Annotated in this window: 27 protein-coding genes; 8 read left to right on the top strand and 19 right to left on the bottom strand. The window is 64.1% G+C overall.

Annotated elements, in window-relative coordinates:
- Window positions 1-42 precede the first annotated feature (42 nt).
- Window positions 43-828, bottom strand: coding sequence for an LPS export ABC transporter ATP-binding protein (gene lptB, locus ACZ5YV_RS13570; RefSeq protein WP_464789627.1), 786 nt, complete (start codon window positions 826-828; stop codon window positions 43-45).
- Window positions 829-1,070: 242 nt separating this feature from the next.
- On the opposite strand from lptB, the gene cofH reads away from it, so the two are divergent.
- The 4 genes from cofH (at window position 1,071) to ACZ5YV_RS13590 (ending at window position 6,783) form a co-directional block, all read left to right on the top strand.
- Window positions 1,071-3,350: a 5-amino-6-(D-ribitylamino)uracil--L-tyrosine 4-hydroxyphenyl transferase CofH gene (gene cofH, locus ACZ5YV_RS13575; protein WP_464789628.1), complete on the top strand. Its 2,280-nt coding sequence runs from the start codon at window positions 1,071-1,073 to the stop codon at window positions 3,348-3,350.
- On the top strand, window positions 3,350-4,225 hold the full coding sequence (locus ACZ5YV_RS13580; protein ID WP_464789629.1) for an HpcH/HpaI aldolase/citrate lyase family protein: 876 nt from the start codon (window positions 3,350-3,352) through the stop codon (window positions 4,223-4,225). The genes cofH and ACZ5YV_RS13580 overlap by 1 nt, the downstream gene beginning before the upstream one ends.
- Window positions 4,226-4,275: 50 nt before the next feature.
- Window positions 4,276-5,388 (top strand): helix-turn-helix transcriptional regulator, encoded by a 1,113-nt coding sequence (locus tag ACZ5YV_RS13585; protein ID WP_464789630.1) that lies wholly within the window; start codon window positions 4,276-4,278, stop codon window positions 5,386-5,388.
- A 153-nt stretch (window positions 5,389-5,541) separates the two neighbouring features.
- Window positions 5,542-6,783 (top strand): CaiB/BaiF CoA transferase family protein, encoded by a 1,242-nt coding sequence (locus tag ACZ5YV_RS13590; RefSeq protein WP_464789631.1) that lies wholly within the window; start codon window positions 5,542-5,544, stop codon window positions 6,781-6,783.
- A 44-nt stretch (window positions 6,784-6,827) separates the two neighbouring features.
- Here ACZ5YV_RS13590 and ACZ5YV_RS13595 read toward each other — a convergent pair whose 3' ends face one another.
- The 18 genes from ACZ5YV_RS13595 to ACZ5YV_RS13680 are packed head-to-tail and all read right to left on the bottom strand — an operon-like array spanning window position 6,828 to window position 22,775.
- Entirely contained in the window at window positions 6,828-8,000 is a 1,173-nt protein-coding gene (locus ACZ5YV_RS13595; protein ID WP_464789632.1) for an acyl-CoA dehydrogenase family protein, read from the bottom strand.
- A 3-nt stretch (window positions 8,001-8,003) separates the two neighbouring features.
- Window positions 8,004-9,206: an acetyl-CoA C-acyltransferase gene (locus tag ACZ5YV_RS13600; protein ID WP_464789343.1), complete on the bottom strand. Its 1,203-nt coding sequence runs from the start codon at window positions 9,204-9,206 to the stop codon at window positions 8,004-8,006.
- A 15-nt stretch (window positions 9,207-9,221) separates the two neighbouring features.
- Window positions 9,222-9,662, bottom strand: a complete 441-nt coding sequence (locus ACZ5YV_RS13605) for a nuclear transport factor 2 family protein (protein ID WP_464789342.1) — start codon at window positions 9,660-9,662, stop codon at window positions 9,222-9,224.
- 1 nt (window position 9,663) lies between these two features.
- On the bottom strand, window positions 9,664-10,128 hold the full coding sequence (locus tag ACZ5YV_RS13610; protein ID WP_464789341.1) for a MaoC family dehydratase: 465 nt from the start codon (window positions 10,126-10,128) through the stop codon (window positions 9,664-9,666).
- 2 nt (window positions 10,129-10,130) lie between these two features.
- Entirely contained in the window at window positions 10,131-10,922 is a 792-nt protein-coding gene (locus ACZ5YV_RS13615) for an SDR family oxidoreductase (protein WP_464789340.1), read from the bottom strand.
- Entirely contained in the window at window positions 10,919-11,995 is a 1,077-nt protein-coding gene (locus ACZ5YV_RS13620; protein WP_464789339.1) for an acyl-CoA dehydrogenase family protein, read from the bottom strand. Before ACZ5YV_RS13620 ends, ACZ5YV_RS13615 begins: the two co-directional genes overlap by 4 nt.
- Entirely contained in the window at window positions 11,995-12,900 is a 906-nt protein-coding gene (locus ACZ5YV_RS13625) for an SDR family oxidoreductase (RefSeq protein WP_464789338.1), read from the bottom strand. Before ACZ5YV_RS13625 ends, ACZ5YV_RS13620 begins: the two co-directional genes overlap by 1 nt.
- Before the next feature lie 13 nt (window positions 12,901-12,913).
- On the bottom strand, window positions 12,914-13,360 hold the full coding sequence (locus ACZ5YV_RS13630) for a nuclear transport factor 2 family protein (RefSeq protein WP_464789337.1): 447 nt from the start codon (window positions 13,358-13,360) through the stop codon (window positions 12,914-12,916).
- Window positions 13,357-14,007, bottom strand: coding sequence for a gamma carbonic anhydrase family protein (locus ACZ5YV_RS13635; protein WP_464789336.1), 651 nt, complete (start codon window positions 14,005-14,007; stop codon window positions 13,357-13,359). Before ACZ5YV_RS13635 ends, ACZ5YV_RS13630 begins: the two co-directional genes overlap by 4 nt.
- 14 nt (window positions 14,008-14,021) lie before the next feature.
- Window positions 14,022-15,173 (bottom strand): acetyl-CoA C-acetyltransferase, encoded by a 1,152-nt coding sequence (locus tag ACZ5YV_RS13640; RefSeq protein WP_464789335.1) that lies wholly within the window; start codon window positions 15,171-15,173, stop codon window positions 14,022-14,024.
- Window positions 15,166-16,197 (bottom strand): acyl-CoA dehydrogenase family protein, encoded by a 1,032-nt coding sequence (locus tag ACZ5YV_RS13645; RefSeq protein WP_464789334.1) that lies wholly within the window; start codon window positions 16,195-16,197, stop codon window positions 15,166-15,168. Before ACZ5YV_RS13645 ends, ACZ5YV_RS13640 begins: the two co-directional genes overlap by 8 nt.
- Window positions 16,198-16,210: 13 nt before the next feature.
- Window positions 16,211-17,365: an acyl-CoA dehydrogenase gene (locus ACZ5YV_RS13650; protein ID WP_464789333.1), complete on the bottom strand. Its 1,155-nt coding sequence runs from the start codon at window positions 17,363-17,365 to the stop codon at window positions 16,211-16,213.
- Window positions 17,365-18,114, bottom strand: coding sequence for an enoyl-CoA hydratase family protein (locus ACZ5YV_RS13655; RefSeq protein ID WP_404956637.1), 750 nt, complete (start codon window positions 18,112-18,114; stop codon window positions 17,365-17,367). The genes ACZ5YV_RS13650 and ACZ5YV_RS13655 overlap by 1 nt, the downstream gene beginning before the upstream one ends.
- A gap of 18 nt (window positions 18,115-18,132) precedes the next feature.
- A complete protein-coding gene (locus tag ACZ5YV_RS13660) occupies window positions 18,133-19,221 on the bottom strand; it encodes an NAD(P)H-dependent flavin oxidoreductase (RefSeq protein WP_464789912.1) in 1,089 nt (362 codons plus the stop codon).
- Window positions 19,221-20,123, bottom strand: coding sequence for an enoyl-CoA hydratase (locus ACZ5YV_RS13665; RefSeq protein WP_404956634.1), 903 nt, complete (start codon window positions 20,121-20,123; stop codon window positions 19,221-19,223). Before ACZ5YV_RS13665 ends, ACZ5YV_RS13660 begins: the two co-directional genes overlap by 1 nt.
- Before the next feature lie 2 nt (window positions 20,124-20,125).
- A complete protein-coding gene (locus tag ACZ5YV_RS13670) occupies window positions 20,126-20,917 on the bottom strand; it encodes a CoA-transferase subunit beta (protein WP_464789633.1) in 792 nt (263 codons plus the stop codon).
- Window positions 20,918-20,924: 7 nt separating this feature from the next.
- Window positions 20,925-21,815, bottom strand: a complete 891-nt coding sequence (locus ACZ5YV_RS13675) for a CoA transferase subunit A (RefSeq protein WP_464789634.1) — start codon at window positions 21,813-21,815, stop codon at window positions 20,925-20,927.
- A gap of 45 nt (window positions 21,816-21,860) precedes the next feature.
- Window positions 21,861-22,775, bottom strand: a complete 915-nt coding sequence (locus ACZ5YV_RS13680) for a VOC family protein (RefSeq protein ID WP_464789635.1) — start codon at window positions 22,773-22,775, stop codon at window positions 21,861-21,863.
- 285 nt (window positions 22,776-23,060) lie between these two features.
- Here ACZ5YV_RS13680 and ACZ5YV_RS13685 point away from each other — a divergent pair, with 285 nt between their 5' ends.
- The 4 genes from ACZ5YV_RS13685 to ACZ5YV_RS13700 all read left to right on the top strand — a co-directional run bounded on the left by ACZ5YV_RS13685 (window position 23,061) and on the right by ACZ5YV_RS13700 (window position 26,454).
- Entirely contained in the window at window positions 23,061-24,284 is a 1,224-nt protein-coding gene (locus ACZ5YV_RS13685) for an acyl-CoA dehydrogenase family protein (protein WP_464789329.1), read from the top strand.
- Between the two features lie 19 nt (window positions 24,285-24,303).
- Window positions 24,304-25,155 (top strand): alpha/beta fold hydrolase, encoded by an 852-nt coding sequence (locus tag ACZ5YV_RS13690; RefSeq protein ID WP_464789328.1) that lies wholly within the window; start codon window positions 24,304-24,306, stop codon window positions 25,153-25,155.
- Window positions 25,148-25,663, top strand: coding sequence for a flavin reductase family protein (locus ACZ5YV_RS13695; protein WP_464789327.1), 516 nt, complete (start codon window positions 25,148-25,150; stop codon window positions 25,661-25,663). Before ACZ5YV_RS13690 ends, ACZ5YV_RS13695 begins: the two co-directional genes overlap by 8 nt.
- Window positions 25,664-25,749: 86 nt before the next feature.
- Window positions 25,750-26,454 (top strand): fumarylacetoacetate hydrolase family protein, encoded by a 705-nt coding sequence (locus ACZ5YV_RS13700; RefSeq protein ID WP_464789913.1) that lies wholly within the window; start codon window positions 25,750-25,752, stop codon window positions 26,452-26,454.
- The last annotated feature ends 28 nt before the right edge of the window (window positions 26,455-26,482 follow it).

Raw genomic sequence — 26,482 nt, forward strand, 5'->3', positions numbered from 1 at the left:
CCCTTGCCGTCATGCTGAAGGGAAGGGCTGGGGCCAGTCATTTCAGAGCGAGAAATTCTCGCCCAGATAGAGGCGGCGGACTTCGGCATTGGCGACGAGTTCGGTGGGGCTGCCGGTGAAGAGCACCTGCCCGCCATAGATGATGCAGGCGCGGTCGACGATTTCCAGCGTCTCACGCACATTATGGTCGGTGATGAGGACGCCGATTCCGCGCGTTTTGAGCTGCTTCACAAGGTCGCGAATGTCGGCGATGGACAAGGGATCAATCCCCGCGAAAGGCTCGTCGAGCAGGACGATGGACGGATTGGCAGCGAGGGCGCGCGCGATTTCGCAGCGGCGGCGTTCACCGCCGGACAGGGCCATGGCAGACGAGTTGGCGAGCCGAGTGAGGCCGAATTCGTCGAGCAATTGCGCAAGGCGAGCGTCGCGGGCGGACTTGTCAGGTTCCGCCAGTTCCAGCACGGCGCTGATATTCTGGGCGACGGTGAGGCCGCGGAAGATGGACGTTTCCTGCGGCAGATAGCCAAGGCCCAGGATAGCGCGGCGGTACATGGGCAGGCCGGTAATGTCCTCTCCGTCAAGGATGATGCGGCCATGATCGGGGCGCACCAGGCCCATGACCGAATAGAAGCAGGTCGTCTTGCCCGCGCCGTTTGGGCCGAGCAGGCCTACAACCTCACCCTTCCCGACTGTCAGCGAGACATCGGTCAGGACGGCGCGCTTGTCATAGCTTTTGGCGATGGAGACGACGGACAGTCCGTCGCTCACTTCCTGAGCGGACATGCGCGTGCTGGCGCTTTGTCTATCCTGAATCACGACGTCGTCCATTACTCACCCTTGCTGCGACATGGTTAGCGCCAAGTAAAATACCCGCGTGGCCGAGGCAATTGGCAAGCTTTGTGCATGGGATCGCCGCCGGGGCAAGGGGAAAATCGGTGATCTTGGCATCCAGGGCGTCAAAAGCTTGATTTGGTGGGCCGCAAGGGTCAGGGCGGTAAAGCTGAGCCACCCGGTTGCAGGGCCAAGCTATACGCTACTGTGCAATCGACGGGGATAATAAGAGGCGAGGAATGAGGATAGAAGCGCTGATCCGGGAGCCGGTGGAGTCGCTGATCGAGCAGGCCGAGGCGATGACCTTGGCCTCGTTCGGGGCGACCGTCACCTATTCGCGCAAGGTCTTCATCCCGCTGACGCACCTGTGCCGTGATGTTTGCCATTATTGCACCTTTGCCAAGGCGCCGCGCAATGCGGGCGCGCCCTATCTGTCGATCGAGCAGGTGCTGGAGATTGCGCGCGCGGGGGAGGCGGCGGGATGCCGAGAGGCGCTGTTCACGCTGGGGGACCGGCCGGAGGATCGCTATTCGGTGGCGCGGAATGGGCTGGCGGGGCTGGGTCATGACACGACGCTCAGCTATCTGCGTGAGGCGGCGGCTGCGGTGCTGGCGCAGACCAGCCTGCTGCCGCACCTTAACCCCGGCATTATGGGTGACGTTGATCTGGCGATGCTGCGGCCGGTCGCCGCATCCATGGGGCTGATGCTGGAAAGCACGGCGGCGCGGCTGTGCGCCAAGGGCGGGCCGCATCATGGTTCGCCCGACAAGGTTCCGGCGGTGCGGCTGGCGGCTATCGAGGCGGCGGGACGCGCGCGGGCGCCCTTTACCACCGGGCTGCTGATCGGCATCGGCGAGACGCGGATGGAGCGGATCGAGGCGCTGCTGGCGATCCGCGACGTTCATGCGCGGCATGGGCATATTCAGGAAGTTATCATCCAGAATTTCCGGGCCAAGCCGGGGACGCGGATGGCCGATCATGTCGAGCCGCCGCTGGAAGAGCATCTGTGGACGGTCGCCGCCGCGCGGTTGATCCTGGGGCCGGAGATGACGATCCAGGCGCCGCCTAATCTCCAGCCCGATGGCCTTGCGGCGCTGATGCGCGCGGGGGTCAATGACTGGGGCGGGGTGTCTCCGGTAACGCCCGATCATGTGAACCCGGAAGCACCCTGGCCGCATCTGATGGCGCTTGGCGCGGCGACGGCGGCGGCCGGGCGCGTGCTGACCGAAAGGCTGGCGGTGGGGCCGGTCTACGCCAAGGAGCCGGAGCGCTGGCTGGAGCCGGACATCGCGCTGAAGGTCCGGCGGGCGGTGGATGCGCGGGGCCTGCCTATCGTCGAGCGGTGGCGTGCGGGAGCGAGTGAGGCGCCGCCACCGTTGTCACTTTCGGGGCAGACGCTGTCGGCCAAGCGGATCGATGCGATATTGGACAAGGCGACGGCGGGCCGGGGGCTGGACGAGAGCGAGATCGTCACGCTGTTCCTGGCTACGGGTTCCGATGTGCGGCGGGTTATGGATGCCGCCGATACATTGCGGCGCGAGGCGGTGGGTGACGCGGTCACTTATGTCATCAACCGCAACATCAATTATACGAACATTTGCACCTTTAAATGTGGTTTCTGCGCCTTTTCCAAGGGGACGGCGAAGGCGCTGCGGGGACCTGCCTACCGGCTCGATCTGGACGAAGTGGGCCGCCGTGCGGCAGAGGCGCAGGCGCGGGGCGCGACCGAAATATGCCTCCAGGGCGGCATCCATCCGGACTATGACGGCCACACCTATCTGTCGATTGTGAAGGCGGTGCGGGACGCTGCACCGGGCATCCATGTCCATGCCTTTTCTCCTTTGGAGATTACGCATGGGGCATCGACGCTGGGCATGGGGCTGGAACCCTATCTGGCGATGTTGAAGGAGGCGGGGCTGTCGACCTTGCCGGGCACGGCGGCCGAAATACTACATGAGGAGGTGCGGGCGATCATCTGCCCGGACAAGCTGTCGGCGGATGAGTGGGTGGCAGTCATGCGCGCCGCACATAGGGTTGGCCTGAAAACCACCGCGACGATCATGTTCGGGCATGTCGATGATTATCGCCACTGGGCGCGGCATCTGCGGGTGGTGCGCGACCTTCAGGCAGAGACGGGCGGCTTTACCGAGTTCGTGCCGCTGCCCTTCGTCCATATGGAAGCGCCGATGTGGCGGAAGGGCAAGGCGCGGTCTGGCCCCAGCTTCCGCGAGGCGATGCTGATGCAGGCGGTGGCGCGGATCGCGCTGCATGGTGCTATTCCGAACATTCAGGCGAGTTGGGTGAAGCTGGGTGAGGAAGGCGTGATCGCGGCACTTGGCGCGGGGGTCAATGATCTGGGAGGAGTGTTGATGGACGAGTCGATCACGCGTGCGGCAGGTGGCGCGCATGGCCAATTTTTCGATGTGGAGCGTATGCACCGCACGGCCGAGGCGGCTGGCCGTTTCGCCCGCCAGCGCACGACGCTTTATGGCCTGATCAAGCAGGAGGTAGCCGCCTGATGGGCGATGAAACTGGAACCCCCCGGTCGCGGCGCTTGCGATCATTGCTATTCGTACCGGGCGATCGGCCCGAGCGGATGCGCAAGGCGTTGGGAAGCGGCGCGGATGCGCTGATCCTCGATCTTGAGGATTCCGTTGCCATCAGTGCCAAGGCGGGAGCGCGGGACGAGGTTGCGGCGTTTCTGAAGGAAGCTGCGGACAGCGAAGTCATGCTTTTCGTCCGGGTGAATCCGCTCGACGGCGGACTCACGGATGCGGACCTCGACGCGGTGATTGAGGGCCGCCCGGCCGGGATCATGTTGCCCAAGGCAGAGGGCGCGGCGTCGATCAGGGATCTGGACGAGCGATTGCGCAAGAGAGGCGATGGCCGGGCGCTAATCCTGCCTATCGCCACGGAAACGCCCAAGGCGATCTTCCGGTTGGGTGAATATGGTGATGTGCCGGAGCGGTTGGCGGGCCTTACCTGGGGTGCGGAGGATTTGCCCGCCGCGATTGGTGCCCTTTCCGCGCGGCATGCCGATGGTAGCTATACGCCGCCTTATGAGATAGCGCGCGCGCTCACGCTATTTGCCGCCTGCGCCGCTGATGTGCCGCCGATCGAGACAGTTTATCCGGCGATTCGGGATTTGGACGGACTCGCGGCCTATGCGCAGCGGGGTGCGCGCGACGGTTTTCTGGGCATGATGGCCGTGCACCCTGACCAGGTGCCCGTGATCAATGCCGCCTTTACGCCGTCGGAAGAGGAGATTGCGCGGGCGCGGGCGGTGGTCGATGCCTTTGCGGCCAATCCCGGCGCGGGGGTTCTGACATTGGATGGCAAGATGATCGACCGACCTCACCTTAAAAAAGCGCAGGCGCGGCTGGCTCGTTGTTGAGCCTGATCCGCCCGGCTTGACGGTCCCTCTCCCATATGGGAGAGGGTTGCATGGGTTCTCTCTGGGCTGATCAGAATGAGCTGTTCCTGCCTCTGGTGGACGGCATTCATGAAAGTCCGCCTTTTGGCGCCTTTATCCGCAATCTGGTGGGGCGGACCTATGCGCGGCGGGCTTTCCTGATCATCTCACTGGCCAATGCCATGCCTGAGCAGGAGCCGACCGTCATCCACATCGCTGCGCCGCGCGCGTCGCAGGAGCCGCCTTTGGACTTTCGGCGGCTGGATGCGTTGCGCCTGCACCCTTATGGATCGCTGCGTCCGGGGCGCGTCTATGCGTTGGACGAGATGCTGAATTATGATGACGCGGATGAACTGGCGCGGCAGCGCGAGGCGCTGAATGAAATGAACATCCGCTATGGCCGGTGGATGCGTGTGGCGGCGGGCGGGGTGGCTGACGCGCATTTTCTGCTGGTGAGGGAGCGGGAGGATTTTTCCGCCTCTGCCGTTGCTGTGCTGTCGAGCATTGTCCCGCATTTCGCTGCGGCCCTACGGACGCTGGTGGCATTGATCGAGGCGCGATTGCAGGTTGCCATGGCGCAGGGCGCGCTGTCGCGGTTGGGCGTTGCGCAACTGGCGTTCGATTGGGGCGGTCGGGTGATGGCCGCTGATCCTGCGGCCGAGGCGCTGCTGGCCTTCACGATGAAGCCGGGACCAAGTCCGGAGCGGCGGTTGCAATTGCTGCCCGAAGCTGCCCATGCGCTCAACCGGGCCTGCGCTGAAATGGCGTCGGCGCCGCCCGGCGCGACGCGGGTGATCCGGATCGACGATAGCAGGGATATCGACCTGCTGCTTCGCAAGTCGGACCTGGCCTTAAGCGAACCGTGCGCCTTGCCTGCGGTGATCGGCATAGTGCGCACCGCCCGCCGCGAGCCTGCGCAGGCGGCGGTGGGGACTTTGGCGGCGTTGCACGGGTTGTCGGGCAGCGAGGCGGCACTCGCTCACGCGCTGAGTCTGGGCGAAAGCATCGTTGGTGCGGGTGAGCAGCTTAATCTGACCACGGAGACGGCGCGTAATTATTCCAAGCGGATATATGAAAAGACGGGGGCGAAGGGGCAGGCGGATCTGGTTCGGCTGATTCTCACGGGGCTGGCGCCCTTTGCGTGATAGGGGGCGATCCAGCCATTTCCGCTGTTTTGAAACTGCAGATTTTTCGTTGTTCGGCTGCAAGTTTCGCGGCCTGTTGTCTGGCGCTTTGACGGAAAAGTGGATAAAGGGCCGCCCAACGCTACGCATATCAATTTGGAGGGGCAGGCGACTATGAGCAATAAGAAGGCAGCCCTCGAAGGCATCCGCGTCATCGACATGACCCGCGTGCTCGCAGGCCCCGTGGGCGCGCAGATATTGGGCGACCTGGGCGCCGACGTGATCAAGGTGGAACGTCCGGGCGTGGGAGATGATGGCCGGGTATATGGCCTTGCCGAGGTGAAGGGTAAGGACGGGATGAACGTCCGCCAAGCGGGCTTTTTCACGGCGGCTAACCGCAACAAGCGGTCGATCACGCTGAACCATAGCAAGCCCGAGGGGCAGGAAATCCTGCGCAAGCTGGTGGAGACGGCGGACGTCCTGATCGAAAATTACAAGGTGGGCGATCTGAAGCGGTTTGGCCTGGATTATGAGAGCCTGAAGGCGATCAATCCGGGCCTCATTTATTGTTCGGTTACGGGCTTTGGCCAAACGGGGCCGATGGCTGCGCGGCCGGGCTATGATGGTTTGTTTCAGGCGACGGGCGGGATGATGGCCGTCACCGGCATTCCGGATGGGCAGCCGGGAGCTGGGCCGCTCAAGGCGGGACCGAGCCTCGTTGATTTCATCACCGGCCATAATGTCGCCATTTCCATACTGGCGGCGCTCCAGCATCGTAACCAGACTGGTGAAGGACAGCATATCGATATCGCCCTTCTGGATAGTTCTGTGGCGATGGTCAGCCATATCATGCAAGATTATCTGCTGAGTGGCGTGGTCCCGCCGCGCCTTGGCAATGGCGGCAACGGCGGTGGTCCCGCCGATCTTATCCATACCAAGGACGGCATGCTGTATCTCACCGCTGGCGGTGACGAGCATTGGCGGCGCTTGACGGTGCTGATGGGCCAGCCTGAACTATATCAGGACCCCCGCTTCGATGAGAATTTCAAGCGCGGCAAGTTGAACCGCATGGAATTGATCGACATCATCAACGTTTGGAGCCGGACCTTCACCTCCGAGGAGCTTCAGGCGAAGTTCGATGAGGTGAGCATTCCCGCCGCGCGCTACAATGAGCTGCCTGAGGTTTGGGAAGATCCGCAGGTCCAGCATCGCGGCCTTCGGGTGACGACGCAGCATCCCTGGGCGGAGGCTGGTACGGTCGACCTGATCGGAAGTCCGCTGGCCAATATGTCGGAGTCTCCGGCAACGATCCGCCGCGCGCCTCCGCTTCTTGGCGAACATAGTGCCGAGGTGTTGGGCGAACTCGGCTATGACGAAGCGCGCATCGCCGAACTGCAAGAATCGAAGATCATCTGATCGGATGGCTCCGGCGGCGCTTATGGTGCCGCCGGAGCTTATCCTCATCCTCTAGGTTCTCTTGGCATAGCTAATCCGCGTTCAGCGATGATGTTGCGCTGGATCTGGTCGGTTCCGGCATAGATGGTGTCGGATCGGGACATGAGGTGCATGGTTGTGAGGGAGCCCATGCGTTCGTCGTTTATGCCGATTTCGCCCTGTTGGCCCATGACCGCCATGGCGAGGTCGCCCAATGCGACGTGCCAGCGGGACCAGTAGAGTTTGTAGGTATAGGCGGCGCCTGTGAGTTCGGGGTTGGCTTCGCCGCCGGAGAGCATGCGCAGGGCGTTGTAGCGCATGATCTTGAGGCCCGCATGGGCGGTGGCGATTTTCTGGCGGACGAGCGGGTCTTGTGCCTTGCCGTTGGCCTTGGCGATGGCGATGATGTCGTCCAGTTCGTTCCTGAACTGCATCTGCTGGGCGAGGGTGGAGACCCCGCGTTCAAAGCCGAGCAGCGCCATGGCGACCTTCCAGCCTTCGCCTTCCTGGCCGATGCGGTCGATCGCGAGCGCCTGCGCGCCATCGAAGAACACCTCGGCGAACTCGGCCTCGCCGGTCATCTGGCGGATCGGGCGGGCGTCGACCCCGGGCTGATCCATGGGGACCATGAGGAAGGAGAGGCCCTTGTTGCCGACGCTGCCGGGCTCTGTGCGGGCAACGACGAAGCACCAGTCGGCGATCGTGCCCATCGAGGTCCAGATCTTCTGCCCGTCGATGATGTAGCGGTCACCCTCCAGGCGCGCCTTGGTCTTGACGTTGGCAAGGTCGGAGCCTGCGCCGGGTTCGGAATAGCCCTGGCACCAGATCGCCTTGCCGGTGGCGATGTCGGGCAGGAACCGGGCCTTCTGCTCCTCGGTCCCCATGGCGATCAGCGTCGGCCCGAGCAGCTCGACGCCAAGGTGCCCGGCGCGGGGCGGACCCTTGGCGCGGGCATATTCCTCGGCGAAGATGATCTGCTGCGCGATCGAGGCACCCCGCCCGCCCCATTGCTCGGGCCAGCCAATGACGCTCCAGCGCGCCTCGCCCAGCGCCGCTTCCCAGGCGCGGCGTTCCTCGACATTGTCGACCTGATTGGTCTGGCCGCGAATGGCCTTGAAGGGACCGCTAAGCTGTTCATTGAGCCAGCTGGCGGCCTCCTCGCGGAAGGCTTTGAGTTCAGGGGCGAAGGCAAGTTGCATGGATCAGGCGACCTCGAACAGACCGGCCGCGCCCATGCCGCCCGCGACGCACATGGAGACGACCACATATTTGACGCCGCGGCGCTTGCCCTCGATCAGGGCATGGCCGACCAGACGCGAGCCGGTCATGGCGAAGGGGTGGCCGATGGCGATGCCACCGCCATTGACGTTGAGCTTCTCAGGATCGATGCCGAGCGTGCGCTGGCAATAGATCGCCTGGTTGGCGAAGGCTTCGTTGAGTTCCCAGAGGCCAATGTCGTCGATCTTGAGCCCGGTGCGCTCGAGCAGCTTGGGGATGGCGAACACAGGACCAATGCCCATTTCGTCCGCGCCGCAGCCTGCGACCTGGAACCCGCGATAGATGCCTAGGATGGGGAGGCCTTCCTTCTGCGCGGTGGCAAGGTCCATGACGACCTGGGCCGAGGCGCCGTCGGAGAGCTGGCTGGCGTTGCCTGCCGTCACATGCTTGCCTTCCTTGATGACCGTGCCGTTCTTGAACACGGGCTTCAATTCAGCGAGCTTTTCATAAGTGGTGCCAGCGCGGATGCCCTCGTCCTTGGTGAGGGTCAGCTCTTCCTTGCCGGTCTCATTGCCTTCCTTGTCGAAGAGGGCCTTGGTGACCGTGATCGGCACGATTTCGTCATCGAACTTGCCCGCTTCCTGGGCGGCGGCGGCGCGCTGCTGCGACTGGGCGGCAAAGCGGTCCTGGTCCTCGCGGCTGATGCCATAGCGTTCGGCGACGATCTCGGCGGTCTCGATCATCACCATATAGGCGTTGGGATCGCGCGCCTTGATGAACTCGGAGCGGTTGCGGAAGGCGGGATAATGTTTGTCGATGGTGAGCGACACATTTTCCACGCCGCCCGAGACGGCGCAGTCGATCTCGTTGGCGATGATGCCGCGCGCGGCGAACGCCAGCGCGTTCAAACCGGACGAGCATTTGCGGTCCATCGAGAAACCGGCGGTGGTGTCGGGCAGCACCGAGCCATGGACGGTCAGGCGCCCGACATTATAGCTTTGCGTGTTCCACTGGTTGGCAACGCCCAGATAGACGTCATCGACGCGGGCGGGATCGATCCCGGCGCGGGCGATGGCGGCATCGACCACATGGGAGGACATGAACGGCGCTTCGGTGTCGTTGAACGCGCCGCGATAGGCTTTGCCGACGCCCGTGCGGGCGGTGGAAATGATGGCTGCTTCACGCATCGAACAATCCTTTACTCAAAAACCGTGCATGTTGGTGGGACCCCAGAAGGCGCGCATTTCGACGACCTCATTGGCTTCGTTGAAGCGGAAGGTGTCGATGACGTCGATGCGCTTGGGACCGCCGTCGAAGTTGAGGTTCACCGAGAAGGGGAAGACGGCATAGTCGCCCGCGACCCGGATGGGGCCTTCGAGCTTCAATTTCGCGCCGGTCTTCATGGATTCAGCGTAGAAGGCGCGAACCGCCTCGCGGCCCTTGTGGATGGGCGAGCCGATCGGGTCTTCGACGGTCGCATCGTGCGCATATAGGGTGGCGACCTGGTCGGCGCTACCGGCCTCGAACGCGGCGACATATGCGTGGACGGCGGCTTCCATCTTGACGGGATCGGGCATGGGTCTTGCTCCAGCAGGGGTGGCGAGAAGGCTAAGGGCGCAGGCGAGGATGGTGCCCCGGCTCATGTCAGCTTTCGGGAAAATAGCGGTTGATGGTATCGACCACGCAGGCGGGCTTGTCCTTACCTTCGATCTCGACGGTGACGCGGATCACCGCCTGGATGGCGCCGCCCTTGACTTCCTCGACCGAGACGATTTCGCCGGTGCCGCGGATGCGCGAGCCGACCACCACCGGATTGAGGAAGCGGGTCTTGTCCATGCCGACATTGACCCCAGCGGAAAAACGCCGGACCTCGACGATCTGCGGCATGAACAGGTTGACGAGGCTGAGCGTCAGATAGCCATGGGCGATGGTGGCGCCGAAGGGACCGTCCTTGGCGCGGACCGGATCGACATGGATCCACTGATGGTCGCCGGTGCAGTCGGCAAAGGCGTCGATGCGCGACTGTTCGATCGTCAGCCACTCCGACGTGTCGAGCTTCGTGCCCTCCTTGCCGAGGAGATCGCGCGGGTTTTCGAAGATGGTCGCCATGTTTACGCCCGCTGGCTCGAGACCGCGACGATCTCGCCGGTCATGTAGGAGGAGAGGTCGGAGGCGAGGAACATCATGACATTGGCGATTTCCCAGACCTCGGCGGGACGCTTGAAGGCTTCCTTCTCGACGAGCTTGTCGAGCGCCTCCTGCGTCGTCACCTTGGCGAGGAAGGGGTGCATGGCAAGGCTGGGCGAGACCGCGTTGATGCGCACGCCATGTTCGGCCGCCTCGATCGCGGCGCAGCGGGTGAAGGCCATGACCCCGGCTTTCGCGGCGGCATAATGGGCCTGGCCCTTTTGCGCGCGCCAGCCCAGCACCGAGGCGTTGTTGACCATGACGCCCGACTTGTTGGCGTACATCGAGGGCAGGAACGCGCGGGTCATGCGGAACAGCGAGGTCAAGGTGACGTCGAACACGCGCGCCCACTGCTCGTCGGTCATGTCGACGATATCGGCCTCGCCGCCCAGCCCTGCATTGTTGATGAGGACATCGACCTTGCCGAGATGGCCAAGCGACGCGTCGCGCAAGCCCTGCACGGCTTCCTCGCTGGTGACGTCGCACACGAAGGTGGCGGGACGCTCGACCTTGGCTTCATCGGCGATGCGGTCGGCTGCTTCATTGAGGCGGCGTTCATGGAAATCGCTGATGAGGAGCCTGGCCCCTTCTTCCGCCGCGCGCTTGGCGGCGGCAAAGCCGATGCCGGTGCCAGCGGCCGCGGTCACGACCACGGTCTTGCCCTTGAGAAGCCCCAAGGGCGTGGGATAGGGGGGAACGGGCGAGGTCGGGGTCATGCGGCGTCCTTCATGATGATCTTGGCGAGCGCTTCGCGATGCTGGTCCGGCGTGCCGAGCCAGCTGGCGGTTGCGCGGGCGCGCTTGAAATAGAGGTGGGCGTGATGTTCCCAGGTGAAGCCGATGCCGCCATGGAGCTGGATGGCATCGCCCGTGACCGAGCAATAGGCGTCCGACACATAGGCGCGCGCGGCGTGGGCGGCTTCGGCCAGTTCCTCGCCGTTATCGTCGATCGCGGCGGCGGCATAATAGGCGGCCGAGCGCGAGGCTTCGACGAGCAGCATCATGTCGGCGAGCATATGCTTATAGGCCTGGAAGGAGCCGATGAGGCGGCCGAACTGGACGCGCTGCTTGGCATAATCGACCGTGGCGTCGAGGCTGTACTGCATGCCACCGGTTTGCTCGGCGGTAAGTAGCCCGGCGCCGATGGTGAGGGTACGCTCGATCGCCGCCTTGGCGCTGCCGGGCGCGCCCAGCACCATGGCGTCGGTGACGGCGCAATCGAAGGTGAGGCAAGCAAAGCGGCGGGTGCGGTCGAGCGCGGGCAGCGCCTCGATGACAAGGCCGGGGGTGTCGGCTTCGAGGACGACGAGGCTCTCGTCAGCGGTGGCGACGATGATCAGCTGCGCGACATGGCCGAAGGTCACGAACTGCGCCGTGCCGGTGAGGCGGCCATTGGCGAGAGTGGGGCGGCTTGCTGTGCCAGCGAAAGTTGCGCGCGTGCCCGACGCGAGGCGGGGCAGCAGCGCCGCCTTCTGTTCCTCGCTGCCTGCCGCGAGCACCGCCTGCACGGCGAGCACGGCGGTCTCGAAGAAGGGCACGGGCGCAAGGACGCGGCCGGTTTCTTCGAGGACCAGCGCCATTTCGACAGCGCCCAGGCCCAGGCCACCCAGGCCTTCCGGGATCATGAGCCCGGTAAAGCCCATCTCGCCAAGGCTGTCCCACAGGCTCTCGTCAAAGCCGCTCGTCCCTTCGACGGCGGCGCGGATGACGTCGGGGTTGGCGGCATCGGTCAGGAAGTCGCGCGCGGCGTCCTGGATCGCGCGCTGGTCGTCGCTGAGCGCGAAGTCCATCAGGCGGCTCCGTAGACGGGCTTTGCCGGTTCGCGGGTTTGGAGGAGTTTGCGCACGATCGCGTCCATCTCGCTGGCTTCAATCCGCGCGCCCTTGTCGAAGGCGGGGCTGTCGGTCCAGCCCTGCGACAGGAAGACCTGGCCGCCCTTCAATTCAAACACCTGGCCGGTGACGCCCTTCGACTGTTCGGAGACCAGATAGGCGACCAGCGGCGCCATGTTTTCCGGGGCGAACAGGTCGAACTCGCCTTCTTTCGCCTCCATGTCGAACGCGCCGGTATTGGTCATGCGGGTGCGGGCATTGGGGGCGAGCGCATTGGCTGTGATGCCAAGGCGCCCCAGCTCGGCGGCCTGCACCAGCGTCAGCCCGGCGATCCCGGCCTTGGCCGTCGAGTAAGCCGACTGGCCGACCGATCCTTGCAGGCCTGCGCCCGAGGTCGTGTTGATGATGCGCGCATCGACCGGGTTGCCCGCCTTGCTCTGCGCGCGCCAATATTCCGCGGCATGGCGCGAGGTGCAGAAATGGCCGCGCAGATGGACGCGGATCACCGCGTCCCATTCTTCGGGGGAGCAGGTGAAGAACATGCGGTCGCGCACGAAGCCTGCATTGTTGACCACGGCATGAAGCGCGCCGAAGCTGTCGAGCGCCTGTTCGACCATCCTCTTGCCCGAGTCCCATTCGGCGACATCGTCGGTGTTGGCGACGGCCTGCCCACCCATCGCCTTGATCTCGTCCACGACCTGCTCGGCCGCGCCCTTGGTCGCGCCTTCTTCGCCATGAGTGCCAACGCCAAGGTCATTGACCACGACCTTGCAGCCTTCCGCGGCGAGGCCCAGCGCATAGGCCTTGCCCAGCCCATTGCCCGCCCCGGTCACGATCGCAACACGTCCTTCGCAGATACCCACTTGCCTTACTCCTTCATTGCGCTGCGACGGGGATCAGCAGATGCTGGCTCAGGTCCCCCACCAGATCGAGCAGGGAATAATCCCGCCCGGAAAAATGCCATGCCCCATCCATGTAGGTGAAGCTGTCATGATAGCGGCCCGCGCAGATCGCCTGCAAAGGCAGGTCCGGGGTCGCCTGAAACACGGTATAGTAAGAGCGGCAGGTGGCGGTGCCTGCCACCTCGTCCACCTCGATAATGGGGTTGGTGATGACATGCTTGGTGCGCGGCGTGCCATCGTCATGGATGCGCACATGGGCGCGCCAGAGCGCCAGCATCGGCGCGGAACCCTCGACCGTCTCGCCGCCGCCAGTCTTGATCCGGGCGCGTTCGAACAGGGCGGCGACGGCTTCAAGGTCGCCTGCGTCCATCAGCTCCGCATAGCGGTAGAGGAGGTTGGTGATGGCGGTGGCGCTGCTCATGGTTGACCCTCTCGCTGCGCCGCCTGGCGTTCGCGATGCTGCGCGGTTTCGCCGGTCAGGCGCACGGCGACAGCGTCCGACGCCACGCGCTGCGCCTGCCGCTCCGGGCTTGCTGCGCGCAGCGGCTCGGCCTCGACCAGCCCAGTCAGCGCGGCGCGGGCGAGTTTCTGATACTCCCCCTCGCCATTGTTGCGCCAGGTGACCTGATGCGGCTCGAACGTCTTGACCACCTTGGCCGGATTGCCGACGACCAGGCTGCGCGGCGGGGTCACCGTGTCGGACTTCACAAGGGCAAGGGCGGCGACGAGATTTTCATCGCCGATCACCGCATTGTCCAAAATCACCGCGTTCATGCCGACAAGGGCATTTTCGCCGATCTCGCAGCCATGGATGATGCTCCCATGGGCGATGGTCGCGCCGCGCTTGATGATCGTGTCGCGCAGCTGGTTGGCATGGACCGACACATTGTCCTGGATCGAGCTGTCGCCTTCCACCACGATCCGCCCGAAATCCCCGCGCAGCGAGGCGCCCGGCGCGATGAAGCAGCCCGGCCCCACGATCACGTCACCGATCAGCGACGCCAGCGGATGGACGTAGCTGGTCGGGTCGACGACGGGTGTGATCCCCTGATAGGCGTAGGCGGGCATGGGGGCTGGGTCCCTTAGAGCCGCTCGATGATGGTGACGTTGGCCTGGCCGCCGCCTTCACACATGGTCTGCAGGCCATAGCGCCCACCCGTGCGCTCCAGCGCATTGAGCAGCGTCGTCATCAACCGCGCGCCGGTCGCGCCGATCGGGTGGCCCAGCGCGATCGCGCCGCCCTGCACGTTAACCTTCTCATGCGGGACATCCAGTTCCTTCATCCACGCCATGGTGACGCTGGCAAAGGCTTCGTTGCATTCGAACAGGTCGATGTCGCTGATCGACATGCCCGCCTTCTTCAGCGCATATTGCGTGGCCGGAATGGGGCCGGTCAGCATCCACACCGGGTTGGCGGCGCGCACCGACAGATGATGGATGCGCGCGCGGGGCTTCAAACCATGCTCCTTCACGGCCTGCTCGCTGGCGATCAGCAGCGCGGCGGCGGCGTCGCAATTCTGGCTGGCGACGCCTGCGGTGATGATCCCGCCTTCATTCACCGGCTTCAACGACGCCAGCCCCTCAAGCGAGGTCGTGGGGCGGATGGTTTCGTCCTTGGCCAGGCCCTCAAGCGCCACCACTTCCTTGTCGAACCAGCCATTGTCCCAGGCGGCCTGCGCGCGCTGGTGCGACGCGAGCGCGAACTGCTCCATCGCCTCACGGCTGATGCCCCATTTGTCGGCGATCATCTCGGCGGACTTGATCTGGTTGACCTCTTCCATGCCATAGCGCTCGACCCAGCCCTTCGACCCGTGGAAGGGGCTGTCGAATCCATATTGCGCGCCTGCGATCATCGCGGCCATGATCGGAATCTGGTTCATCGCCTGGCTGCCGCCCGCGACGACCAGGTCCTGCGTGCCGCTCATCACGCCCTGCGCGGCGAAATGCACGGCCTGTTGGCTTGATCCGCACTGGCGGTCGACGGTGACGCCGGGCACTTCTTCAGGCAGGCCAGCGACCAGCCAAGCGGTACGGCCGATGTCGCCCGCCTGTCCGCCGATGGTTTCGGTGCAGCCCCACACCACATCGTCCACGCGCGACGGATCGATGCCGGTGCGCTTGACCAGCTCGCGGATCGGGTGCGCGCCCAGATCGGCAGGATGCACCTGCGCCAGGCTGCCCTTCTTGCGGCCGATGGGCGAACGAACGGCGTCGACGATATAGGCTTCAGGCATGTTCATTTTCCCGGGCAAAAGTCTGGTCCGGCCCCATGGGCTGGCTAAAGATGCGCGCGGCGATGTGCGCACGGTGATAGGCGGGCGTGCCCCATGTCTGCGTCAGCGCGACGGCGCGCTTCAGGAACAGGTGGACATCGACTTCCCAGCTGTACCCCATCGCGCCATGCACCTGGATCGATGCGCGGGCGGCCTTGTCGGCGGCTTCCAGCGCCACCAGCTTGGCATGGCTGACGCGGGCGCGGGCCTGCACGTCGCGCGCGCCGATTTCCGCAGCGGCGGCGGCGACCACAGGCTTGGCGAACTCGATCGCGACCTGAGCGGAGGCAAGGTGATGCTTGACCGCCTGATAGCTGCCGATGGGCTTGCCGAACTGCTGCCGTTCCTTGGCATATTCGACCGCCAGATCGACCGACCGCTGGGCCAGCCCCAGCCCGAACGCCGCGTTGAACAGCGCCGCGCGATCGAGCGCCAGGTCCCAGTCAGCCTTACCGAGCGCCGTCGCCTTGTCCTTGTTCCACTCGACGCTGAACAGGCGGCGGAAGGGATCGATGCTGGGCTGCGCCGTCAGCGTCACCTGGTCGGGCGTCACCAGATACGCCTCGCCATCGCCATGCAGGATGATCGCCGCCGCACTGTCGGCATTGGCGACATAGGGATTGGCCGGATGCTGGATCGCGATAGTGGCCACCGGGTCGCTCAGCAATGCATGATCAGGCGCCAGCGCGGCCAGCATCGGCGCGGCAACGCCTGCGCTTTCGACCAGCGGTTCGGGCAGCGCGACATAGCCCGCTTCCCGTGCGATCAGGGCAAAGTCGGCTTCCGCCAGCCCGATGCCGCCCGCGCTTTCGGGCAGCAGCACCAAGGTCAGGCCGGTTTCGACGATCGATGCCCAACGCGCATCGTCGCGCGCGACCCCGGCTTCCATCATCTTGCGCCAATGGTCGGGCGTGCAGCTGTCCGCAAACAGCGTCCGCGCCGTCTCTGCAAACATCAGCTGTTCGTCGCTCAGGGTGAAGTCCATCTCTCTATTCCCCTTAGCGCGGCAGGCCGAGCATGCGCTCAGCGATGATGTTGCGCTGAATCTCGTTCGACCCGGCATAGATGGGGCCTGCGAGCGCGAAGATATAGTCGTCGATCCAATCAACGGCGCACGCGTCCGGCGCGTCATGCGTCAGTTCCGCCTGCGGTCCCAATATGTTGAGCGCGGTCTGCGTCAGGTGGATGTCCAGTTCCGACCAGAAAATCTTGTTGGTCGACGCCTCCGGCCCGATCTTCGCGCCCGCCATCAACCGCGATGCGGTCTGATAGATGTTGAGCGCATAGGCGTCGGCATTCATGTGCGCGCGCACCACATCCGCCTCCAGCGCCGGGTCCGCCGTCTCTTTATGCTCGGTCCACAGCTGCGCCAGCTTCTTGGCCGCCACCTGATAGCGGGCAGGCGACCGCAGCATCAGCCCGCGTTCGAAACCCGCCGTCGCCATGCAGATGTGCCAGCCCTGACCCTCGTCACCCAGCCGGTTGAAGGCAGGCACACGGACATTCTCCAGGAAAATCTCGGCAAAACCGACATGGCCGTTGATCTTCTTGATCGCATTGACCGTGACGCCCGGCGCGTCGAGCGGGAAGAAGACCAGGCTCATCCCCTTGTGCCGCTCGCTGCCCGGCTCGCGGAACAGGCCGAACGCCCAGTCGGCGAACACCGCGCGGCTCGACCAGATCTTGTGGCCATTGAGGATATAGTCGTCGCCATCACGGACGGCGGTCGCCCGCACGCCTGCCAGGTCGGACCCGGCCATCGGTTCGGACCAGGCCTGCGCCCAGATTTCCTCGCCGCTCGCCATCTTGGGCAGGAAACGCTGCTTCTGCTCATGGGTGCCGAATTCGATCAGCGTGGGCCCCAACAGGAAAATGCCATTCTGGTTGACGCGGCCCGGCGCACCGGCGCGATAATATTCTTCCTCGAAAATCAGCCACTGGATGAGGTCAAGGCCGCGCCCGCCATATTGTTTGGGCCATGTCACCATGCCCCAATCGCCGGACTTCAGCGTCTTTTCCCACTGGCGGTGCGCTTCGAAACCTTCGCGCGTCGCGTCGAAATGCTCCAGCGTGTCCTTAGGCACATGGGCTTCCAGCCAGCTGCGCACTTCGGCGCGGAACGCCTGCTGTTCGGGGGTATAAGTCAAGTCCATCAGAATTTCGCCGCGCCCTTATTGTCCACAAAGGCGTCACGCGCCTTCTGGCTGTCTTCATGCATGTACATTTCGAGCGTGAAGCCCTGCTCGATCCGGTAATGGGCCGACGGGTCGGTCGGTTCGATCAGGTTCAGCGCCTGCTTGGCGATGACCAGCGCGGCGCGGCTCTTGGACGCAATCACCTCGCAAAAGGCGTAGGCCTCGTCTTTCAACTGCTCCAGCGGCACCACCTTGTGCACCGAACCGTGACGGTAGGCGTCTTCCACCGGAATGCGGCCGCCGGTGAAGAAATTGGCGCGCACCATCTGGACCGGGAGCATGCGGCTCATGAAGGCCGCGCCGCCCATCGCGCCGCGATCGATTTCAGGCAGCGAGAAATAGGCCCCTTCCGCCGCGATCAGCGCGTCGCAAGCGCCCGCGATATTGACGCCCCCGCCAATAACGAAGCCATGGAGCGCGCCCACCACGGGAATCGCGCATTCGCGGATCGCCTTGAAGGTGAGGTAATTATCCTTGTTCAGCTTGGCGATGCGTTCGGGATGCGCGGCCATCTCCTTGATGTCGACGCCGCCGCAAAAGCCCCGGCCTTCCGCGCGGATCAGGATGCATTTCACATCCTCATTCGCCGCCGCTTCGTACACCATGGCCGGGATCGATTCCCAACCCTTGGTGTCGAATGCGTTGACCGGCGGATGGTCGAACAGGATTTCGGCGATGGCACCCTTGATGGTCAGCGTGATCGGCATCTTTTAAGTCCCTTTTGCTCAGGCGGCGCTGGCGGTTTCGCGGCCCATGGCGGCGAGTGCGGCCAAGCGCTCATGCGCCTCTTCAACGATGCGGTCGACCAGAGCCGCGCAGGTCGGGACCTCGCCAATCCGCCCGCCCACGACGCCGGTCGCCATCACGCCATGTTCGATGTCGCCATCGACCACCGCCTTCTGGATCAGCATCGGCATGGTTGCGGCCATCATCGCCTGCTTCAATGGCATCGCGCCGTGCGCGGTCATGCCCCGCGCCGACTTGATCATGTCGAACCAGCTCGCGCCGGTCTGCTTCTTCATCGCCATGCCCGCCTCGATCGCGCGCAGCCACATGCCCAGCGGCCCGGACTTTTCGATCCGGTCCATCAATTTGGTGCGCACCATCCGCTGGGGAATCCCGTCGAGCTTGGTGGTGACGACGATCCGGTCGGTCGATGCTTTGAGATATTCCGCCTTGGCGCTGTCGGGCACCGGGCTTTCCTTGGTCAGCAGGAACCGCGTGCCCATCGCAATGCCGACCGCGCCATAGGCCAGAGCCGCGGCAAGGCCCCGCCCGTCGGCAAAGCCGCCGCTCGCGATCACCGGCACGTTCACCGCGTCCAGCACCTGGGGGAGCAGCACGGTGGTCGGGACGGAACCTGTATGCCCGCCGCCTTCGCCGCCCTGGACATTGACCATGTCCACGCCCAGTTCGACCATCTTCTGCGCATGTTTGACCGCGCCGACGGTGGGGATGCACAATATGCCCGCATCCTTGAAGCGGCCGATCATCTTGGCATTGGGGCCACGGCCAAAGCTTACCGCGCGCACCTGATCCTTGTTGGCCAGGATCAGCTCGACAATCTGGTCAGCGCCCGGCTGAAAGCTGTGGAAATTGACGCCGAACGGCTTGTCGGTGCCATTGCGGACAGCCAGAATCTTCTCGCGCGCTTCGTCGGGCGTCATCACCGCTGCGCCCAGAAAACCGAACGCGCCTGCATTGCTCGACCCGATCACCAGCGAAGGCTCAGCGACCCATCCCATCGCGGTCTGGATGATCGGCCAGCGGCAGCCAAGCCGTTCGGTCAATATGGTGTGCAGCGGATCGCCCATCATTCGCTCGCCTGTTTCTTATTCGCTTCCGCCATCTTCTTGGCGTCCAGCCCCGCGATCGAACTGCCCTGGACCAGATCATTCTGCGCATGGGCGAAATGGTGCATATGATATTGCGCGTCCATCGCGTTGCGCTTGCCCATCAGTTCCTCGACATGGTTGATCGCCTGCTTGGTCAGCCAGTTGCCCAGGCGCGGTTGCGCCACCAGCTTGGCCGCCATGCCCGCCACCGTCTCACGCAGCGCCTCGCGCGATACGATCTTGTTCACCATGCCGAACTGTTCGGCCCTCTGCGCGCTCATCCGCTCGCCCAGCAGCAGGAATTCCTTGGCGATGCGCGGCGGCAGTTCATAGGCGTGGGCGAAATATTCGACGCCCGGAATGCCCATGCGGTTGACCGGGTCCTGAAAGAAAGCATCGTCGGTGGCGACGATCAGGTCGCACACCCATGCCAGCATCAACCCGCCCGCGACGCACGCGCCCTGCACCATGGCGATGGTGGGCTTGGGCGTGTCGCGCCAGCGTCGGCACATGCCGACATATTGCTCTTTTTCACGTGTGTAGAGCAATTCGGCGGCGGGCTTGTTCACATGGCCCGGCACCATCAGCCTGTTTTCGAAATGCTTGTGCACGTCCCGGCCGGGCGTGCCGATGTCATGCCCGGCCGAAAAATGCTTGCCGTTGCCGCCCAGCACGATGCAGCGCACATCGTCATCGTTCGTCGCCTTGATGAAGGCGTCGTCGATCGCATAGGTCATCTGGCCGTTCTGAGCGTTGTTGAAGCCCGGACGGTTCATCATGATCCACGCAACATTGTCGATCACCTCATAGGTGACCGGCTCTTGCGTTTCGTAGACGATGTCGACCTGTTGCGGTTCGACCAGGCGGTCGGTCTCGTTCATATTCAGGCTGCCCTTCTGTCTCCGGCCGGGTTGTCCTTGAACACGGTGGCACGGACGTTGTTCGGGTCGATCTTCGCGATCAGCTCCAGCTGCTCAGGCGTAGGCGCAGGCGTCACCGGAATGTCGCCCTCAACCTTTGCCAGCGGGAAGCCGGTATTGTCCTGCACTTCCTCGAACGTCACGCCGGGATGCAGCGAGATCACACGGATCTGGTGATCCGGCCCGCCAAAATCCATCACGCACAGGTTGGTGACGATGATGCCCAGGTCCAGCCCGAAGGGCGCCCGCCCGTTGATCCAACGCGCGGGATTGTAGCCCGCCATGCAGACATAATCGACCTCGCCTTCGATGAAGGCGCGCTTGTTGTGCGCCTGGAAGAAGAAGGCGTTGCGGTGGTGGATCGAATTGCCCGGAAAACCGCGCGCGCCGACCAGCGCGACCTTGGGCTTGGCATGGTCGCCGATGACCGAGATATTGGCTTGGCCAAAACGGTCCATCTGCACCGGGCCGACCATGGAGATGCGCTTGCCGCCCCACAGGGTGTTGAAGGTGCGGTCATAGGGCGACCAGCCTTCCACATTGGCCGGGTCCGACCGGCGGCCCGGGCCGATGGGTTCGGTGGTGTAGAAGCATTCGCCGTCGGTGGTCATCAGCGCGGGATTGAACGTCTTCTTGGCAAGGTTCGCGCCGAGACGCGGCAGCGGACCTGCACCGAAGGCCATGACCTCGCCCACGCCGCGCCAGTTTTCGGCGCAGGCGGCGATGAGCAACTCGGAGAGAGAATAATCCGTCATGGCAACCTCAATAGCTCGGTGTTTTCAGAGTCGCGATATGGTCCTGTCCGCCAACCGCGGCGAGATAGTCCGCCTCGCTCACGTCCACGAACTTTGCGCGATAGTCCGACCATTCCTCGGGCGAGGCTGCGCTCGCCGCGTAGGTCTTGATATGTCCCAGATCGAGTTGATAGTCAGGCGCGGCGCCGGTGGGGTGCGCGCCATAGGGCACTTCTGCCACGCCGCTGATCTGTGCGCGTTCCAGAATGTTGAAGCGCAGATTGTTGATCATGTCGAGGTCTGGGGTCGCCACCAGCTTTTCGGTGGTGACATAGACCTTGTCCGCAGCGCGGCCGATCAGTTCATCGAAGAATGGGTCGGGCGACAGGGTGAGCGTGTTGCCCTGCTGATCGGCGCGATGGACATGCAGCAGCGCCACGTCGAGTTTGATCGCGGGCATCGCGACGAAAGTCTCGCCGTCCTCGAATGGGCTCGTCACGCGCTTCGACAATTCAGGCTGGTCGAGCAGGCTGGTGCCGTCGCCGATCCGGGTCGGCAGGAAGGGCATGCGCATCGCGGCGGCGCGCAGACCCCAGTGGAACATGCCCTCGTCCAGTTCCAGCACGGACAGGCCTGCCTGGCGGGCATTTTTGAAGTGCGGTTCGTTCGCGATATGGTCGAGACTCGCAAAAGCGAAGATGAACTTCTTCACCTTGCCCGTGGCGGCGAGCAGGCCGAAATCCGGGCCACCATAGGCCGCGACGGTGAGGTCCTTGAGGTTCGATCGGGCGATGGCGCGGATCAGCGCCATGGGCTTGCGGCGGGTGGCCCATCCACCGATGCCGATGGTCATCCCGTCGGAAATCTGGTCGACGATGTCGTCCACCGTCATGCGCTTGTCGAGCATAGTGTCAGTCATCCTTTTGCGTCCTGCAGGGCTTGCCCTGCAAATCAGTCCTACCAGTTAATCCTGCTCATGAGCCCATTTATGGCCCCAGTCGCTTACAGAAAGGCTGGTGGTGGGGACCCAGCTTGCCGGGTCTATTACCAGGCCGTTCCAGCCATATTCGATGTCGAAACCGCCGGGCGTTTGCATGTAGAAAGAGGTCATCTTGTCGTTGACATGACGGCCCAGCGTTGCCGAGAGCGGCACCTTGCCCTTGCTCTTCAACACCCGGTCATAGGCGCGGCCGACATCCTCGAGGGACCCGACCTCCAGCATCATGTGCACCGCGCCATTGGGGCTTTCGGGCAGCTGGCCCAGCGCCAGGCTGTGGTGGCGCGGGTTGCAGTGGAGGAAGGCAAAGCCCACGCCCGGATCGTCCGCGCCGCCGCCCATCAGGTAGAAGCGGCCAAGGTCGGTGTCGCCAAAGCCCATGACTTGCCTGTAGAAGGCGTGGGTCTCGTCGAAATTGGGCGCGGTCAGCACGACATGGCCAAGGCCCATGTCGCCATTATCACCGGTCACGAAGCGGCTGACGCCCGCGGGCGAGACGAAGGGGGCATAGTCGACGAAGCGGCCGTAGAACAGCTCCATCGGGTTGCCTGCGGGGTCCGATGAACGGGCGAGTTCATAGACCTGGCGGCCACGCGCCTCCATGACGCCCGCCCGTTCCACCGGACGGCCTGCCGCCTCGAGGCGGGCCAGAACCGATTCGAAGGCGTCACGATTCGCGCATTCCCAGCCCGGCGCCACGAAGCGGTCGGCCGCGCCTTTCTGCACCCGCAGGCGCCAGGGCCGGTCGTCCATGCGGAACAGCGCGACGTCCTCGTCCGGCGAAGGGGCCGCCATCAGTCCTGCGATATTGCAGGCAAAATCCTGCCACGGCCCGAGCTCCCGCGCCTCGATCACCACATAGCCTAGCGATATCACTGCCATTTCAAGCGCCTCGCCTTCTTTCCTGTCTGCCAGCCATGCTCTGCCGCAGAGCGTTGCAAAATGACCTTCCCCATACGCATATGGCAAGCGCTGCCGCCTGTTTTGCACTTGCAGGGGGAGGCGCAGTTAGCGCGCTCAACGAGCTTATGGCAATTCGTTCCCAATCCGCCTATAAGCAACGGCCCAAATGCGCAAGCCCTGTTTGCCTTGACAGTTTGCGTAATAGCAGTTTACATAAACTACGCATATAGCAAATCTGAAGTAGAGTCGCCTACAATGGAGAAGATGATGACCGGGGCAGTAGCAAGCCGACCCATTGACGAGGCGAATGCCGGGATAGCTTCGCCCGAAAGTCTGATCGCCAAAGCCAAGGCGATGATCCCGGTGCTGCGCCAGCGCGCCCGGGCCTGCACCATCGCCCATGATGTCCCTGTGGAAACCGTCGCCGAGATGAAGGCGGCCGGCTTTTTCCGCGTGCTCCAGCCCAAGCGCTATGGCGGCTATGAGATGCACCCCAATGTCTTTTTCGAGATCCAGAAGGCGCTCGCCGAAGGCTGCATGTCGACAGGCTGGATCTACGGCGTCCTTGGCTGCCATCCTTACGAACTCGCCCTCTTCCATGACGAGGCGCAGAAGGAAGTGTGGGGCGAGGATCCCGACATGCTCGTCTCCTCCACCTATCAGCCGGTCGGCAAGGTGGAAAAGGCCGAAGGCGGCTTCTACCTCTCGGGCCGCTGGGGCTTCTCGTCGGGCTCCTCCCATTGCGGATGGGTGCTCTTGGGCGCGATCAATTTCGACACCGATGGCGGCCCGCCCGACATGCGCACCTTCCTCCTGCCGCGCTCCGACTATCAGGTGATCGAAGGCACCTGGGATACGTTCGGCCTCCAGGGCACCGGCAGCTTCGACATTCTGGTCGAGCGTGTCTTTGTCCCTGAACACCGCACCCACAAGGCGAGCGACGGCTTTGCCGGCACCAATCCGGGCCAGGAAACCAACACCGCGCCCCTCTACCGCATCCCCTGGGCGCAGCTCTTCATCCGCTCGGTCTCCAGCGCCGCCTTCGGCGGCATCCGCGCCGCCACTGGCGCCGCGATGGAGATCATGGGCAACCGCGTCTCGACCAACACCGGCAAGGCGTCCAAGGCCGACCCCAATCTCCACGCCGCCATCGCCCGCGCGATTGCCGAGACCAATGAGATGGAGCTCACCCACCGCACGACCTTCAACGAACTGATGGACTATGCTGGCCGCAATGAGCCTGTCCCGATGGAGAAGCGCGCGCTCTTTGCCTACCAGTCCGCCAGCGTCGTGCGCCGCATGGCCGAGCTTGCCGACGGCATGGTCAAGCTGCTTGGCGGCCGGGCGGTCTACATGTCGAGCCCGATCCTCCAGCCCTGGCTCGACCTCCATGCCGCGCGCGCCCATGTCGCCAATGACCCGGCCAACCGCACCAGCGACGTCATCGGCACGATCAACGGCGAACCGCCCGCCTTCACCTTTATCTGATATAAAAAGAGGATTGTTCATGGCCAGTGAACTGAACCGCGAACTGAGCCGCAAGACCTATAAGGTCGCGGGCGGATATGAGATTTCGGTCGCGGAAATCCCCGGCGCCGGCAATGCAGACGGCCCTACGGTCGTCTTCATCCATGGCAGCGGCCCCGGCGCATCGGGCGCGTCCAATTTCCGCAACAATGCGCAAGATTTCGCCGACGCTGGCTACCGCGTCATCCTGCCCGACCTCATCGGCTATGGCGCTTCCTCCAAACCCGAGACCGACTATCCGCTCGAATTCTTCACCCAGACCCTGCTCGAGGCTCTGACGCAGCATGGGATCACCGGCGGCCACCTCATCGGCAACTCGCTGGGCGGCGGCATCGCCCTCCAGATCGCGCTCGATCACTCTGAATTCACCATCGGCAAGCTTGTCCTGATGGCGCCGGGCTGCGTTGCCGAGCAGGCGAGCTATTTCACCATGCCCGGCATCGCCAAGATGCGCTCGGGCTTTGGCGGTCCCGACTTCAATGTCGAGGAACAGCGCCGCCTGATCAGCAACCTCATGCATCCCTCCTCGCTCCACCACGTCACCGACGCGCTGGTCGAGGAACGCTTTGCCGTCGCGCGCACCCAGCCCAAGGATGTGCTCGCGCGGGTCAAGACCCCCGACCTTGGTCCCCGCCTTGGCGAGGTCACCCAGCCCATCTTCGTCCTGTGGGGCCTTAATGACGAATTCTGCCCCGAAAGCCACGCCCGCCTCTTCCTCGACGCCTGCCCCGACGTGCGCTGCCTCACCTTCTCGCAGACCGGCCATTGGGTGCAGGTGGAACGGGCTCAAGAATTCAACCGCTACTCGCTGGACTTCCTGAAGAATGGCTGACGCTGCTCCTGCGCAATCCGTGCCTGTTCCAGAGCCCGTGGACGTTACCACAGGGCTGAAGGGCGCGATGCGCCGTCTGCCCTCGGGCGTGGCGATCGTCACCGCGCTTGGGACAGGCAAGGCGCCTGTCGGCATGGCCGCGACCTCGATCACCTCGCTCACCATGGACCCGCCAGCAGTGCTCGTCTGCGTCAACCAGACAGCCAGCATCCACGCCCATCTCACCCCCGGCTGCCCGGTCAGCATCAACCTCCTCTCGCGTCACCAGCGCGAGGTGTCGGCAGCGTTCGGCGGCGCGGTGGCGCGCGAGGCGCGCTTTGGTGTTGGCAGCTGGACCGCCGATCCCCATGGCCTCCCTATCCTGGAGGAGGCGCAGGCCAACCTCTCCTGCACGATCGAGAGCATGACCCCCTTTGGCACCCACAGTATCGTCATTGCGCGCGTCAAGGCGGTGCGCCTCAGCGATGCGGTCGATCCCCTCATCTTCCAGGACGGAGCCTATCTGTGAGCGGCCTTAACGCCCAGAGCCTTAATGATAGCCTTGCAGACGAGCTCTACCAGGCGCTGCGGGACAAGCGCACCGTGCCGCCGCTGATGGCGCGCCATCCTGAACTCACCATCGATGACGCCTATGCCATCTCGCTTGGCGCGCTCGAACGCCGCAAGGCTGATGGCGAGCGGGTCATCGGCAAGAAGATCGGCGTTACGTCCAAGGCCGTGCAGGACATGCTGGGCGTGCACCAGCCCGACTTCGGTTTCCTCACTGACCGCATGTTCATCGAGGGCGACATCGATGTCGCGGCAAACGGCCTCATCGCCCCGCGTGCCGAGGCCGAGATCGGCTTCATCTTGCATGACAGCCTCAAGGGTCCCGGTGTCACGGCGGAAGACGTGATCGCCGCGACGCAGAGCATCGTCCCCTGTTTCGAGATCGTCGACAGCCGCATCCAGGACTGGAAGATCGGCATCGTCGACACCGTCGCCGACAATGCCTCCTGCGGCGTCTATGTGCTGGGGGACGCGCGGGTTGATCCCAAGGCGCACGACCTCCCCAATCTTCATGTCACCGTCACCAAGAATGGCGAGCCGCTCAGCGAAGGCTATGGCCATGCGGTGCAGGGCTCGCCCGCCCAGGCGGTCGCCTGGCTTGCCAACACGCTGGGCGCCTATGGCGTTACCCTGGAGGCGGGCGATGTGATATTGTCAGGCAGCCTGGTGCCGCTCGAACCGGCACGGCCAGGAGATGTGTTCGAGATGCAGCTTGCAGGGGTCGGCAGCTGCACCGCGCGCTTTATCTAGATTTGTGAGAGGGCATCGCTGCAAGCCA

The sequence above is a fragment of the Sphingobium sp. TomTYG46 genome, from assembly GCF_055396345.1.

Bases quoted from the DNA above. Each gene is read 5' to 3' on its own strand.
- ACZ5YV_RS13635 (WP_464789336.1), bottom strand. From the start codon at position 14,007: ATGCCCGCCTACGCCTATCAGGGGATCACACCCGTCGTCGACCCGACC.
- ACZ5YV_RS13600 (WP_464789343.1), bottom strand. From the start codon at position 9,206: ATGCGTGAAGCAGCCATCATTTCCACCGCCCGCACGGGCGTCGGCAAA.
- ACZ5YV_RS13675 (WP_464789634.1), bottom strand. From the start codon at position 21,815: ATGACTGACACTATGCTCGACAAGCGCATGACGGTGGACGACATCGTC.
- ACZ5YV_RS13645 (WP_464789334.1), bottom strand. From the start codon at position 16,197: ATGGACTTCACCCTGAGCGACGAACAGCTGATGTTTGCAGAGACGGCG.
- ACZ5YV_RS13630 (WP_464789337.1), bottom strand. From the start codon at position 13,360: ATGAGCAGCGCCACCGCCATCACCAACCTCCTCTACCGCTATGCGGAG.
- ACZ5YV_RS13700 (WP_464789913.1), top strand. From the start codon at position 25,750: ATGGCGCGCCATCCTGAACTCACCATCGATGACGCCTATGCCATCTCG.
- ACZ5YV_RS13610 (WP_464789341.1), bottom strand. From the start codon at position 10,128: ATGGCGACCATCTTCGAAAACCCGCGCGATCTCCTCGGCAAGGAGGGC.
- ACZ5YV_RS13595 (WP_464789632.1), bottom strand. From the start codon at position 8,000: ATGCAACTTGCCTTCGCCCCTGAACTCAAAGCCTTCCGCGAGGAGGCC.
- ACZ5YV_RS13665 (WP_404956634.1), bottom strand. From the start codon at position 20,123: ATGAACGAGACCGACCGCCTGGTCGAACCGCAACAGGTCGACATCGTC.
- ACZ5YV_RS13605 (WP_464789342.1), bottom strand. From the start codon at position 9,662: ATGAGCCGGGGCACCATCCTCGCCTGCGCCCTTAGCCTTCTCGCCACC.
- ACZ5YV_RS13640 (WP_464789335.1), bottom strand. From the start codon at position 15,173: ATGCCTGAAGCCTATATCGTCGACGCCGTTCGTTCGCCCATCGGCCGC.
- ACZ5YV_RS13660 (WP_464789912.1), bottom strand. From the start codon at position 19,221: ATGGGCGATCCGCTGCACACCATATTGACCGAACGGCTTGGCTGCCGC.
- ACZ5YV_RS13690 (WP_464789328.1), top strand. From the start codon at position 24,304: ATGGCCAGTGAACTGAACCGCGAACTGAGCCGCAAGACCTATAAGGTC.
- ACZ5YV_RS13670 (WP_464789633.1), bottom strand. From the start codon at position 20,917: ATGACGGATTATTCTCTCTCCGAGTTGCTCATCGCCGCCTGCGCCGAA.
- ACZ5YV_RS13620 (WP_464789339.1), bottom strand. From the start codon at position 11,995: ATGGACTTCGCGCTCAGCGACGACCAGCGCGCGATCCAGGACGCCGCG.
- ACZ5YV_RS13650 (WP_464789333.1), bottom strand. From the start codon at position 17,365: ATGGACTTGACTTATACCCCCGAACAGCAGGCGTTCCGCGCCGAAGTG.
- ACZ5YV_RS13680 (WP_464789635.1), bottom strand. From the start codon at position 22,775: ATGGCAGTGATATCGCTAGGCTATGTGGTGATCGAGGCGCGGGAGCTC.
- ACZ5YV_RS13615 (WP_464789340.1), bottom strand. From the start codon at position 10,922: ATGACCCCGACCTCGCCCGTTCCCCCCTATCCCACGCCCTTGGGGCTT.
- ACZ5YV_RS13695 (WP_464789327.1), top strand. From the start codon at position 25,148: ATGGCTGACGCTGCTCCTGCGCAATCCGTGCCTGTTCCAGAGCCCGTG.
- ACZ5YV_RS13655 (WP_404956637.1), bottom strand. From the start codon at position 18,114: ATGCCGATCACGCTGACCATCAAGGGTGCCATCGCCGAAATCCTGTTC.
- cofH (WP_464789628.1), top strand. From the start codon at position 1,071: ATGAGGATAGAAGCGCTGATCCGGGAGCCGGTGGAGTCGCTGATCGAG.
- ACZ5YV_RS13685 (WP_464789329.1), top strand. From the start codon at position 23,061: ATGATGACCGGGGCAGTAGCAAGCCGACCCATTGACGAGGCGAATGCC.
- lptB (WP_464789627.1), bottom strand. From the start codon at position 828: ATGGACGACGTCGTGATTCAGGATAGACAAAGCGCCAGCACGCGCATG.
- ACZ5YV_RS13590 (WP_464789631.1), top strand. From the start codon at position 5,542: ATGAGCAATAAGAAGGCAGCCCTCGAAGGCATCCGCGTCATCGACATG.
- ACZ5YV_RS13585 (WP_464789630.1), top strand. From the start codon at position 4,276: ATGGGTTCTCTCTGGGCTGATCAGAATGAGCTGTTCCTGCCTCTGGTG.
- ACZ5YV_RS13580 (WP_464789629.1), top strand. From the start codon at position 3,350: ATGGGCGATGAAACTGGAACCCCCCGGTCGCGGCGCTTGCGATCATTG.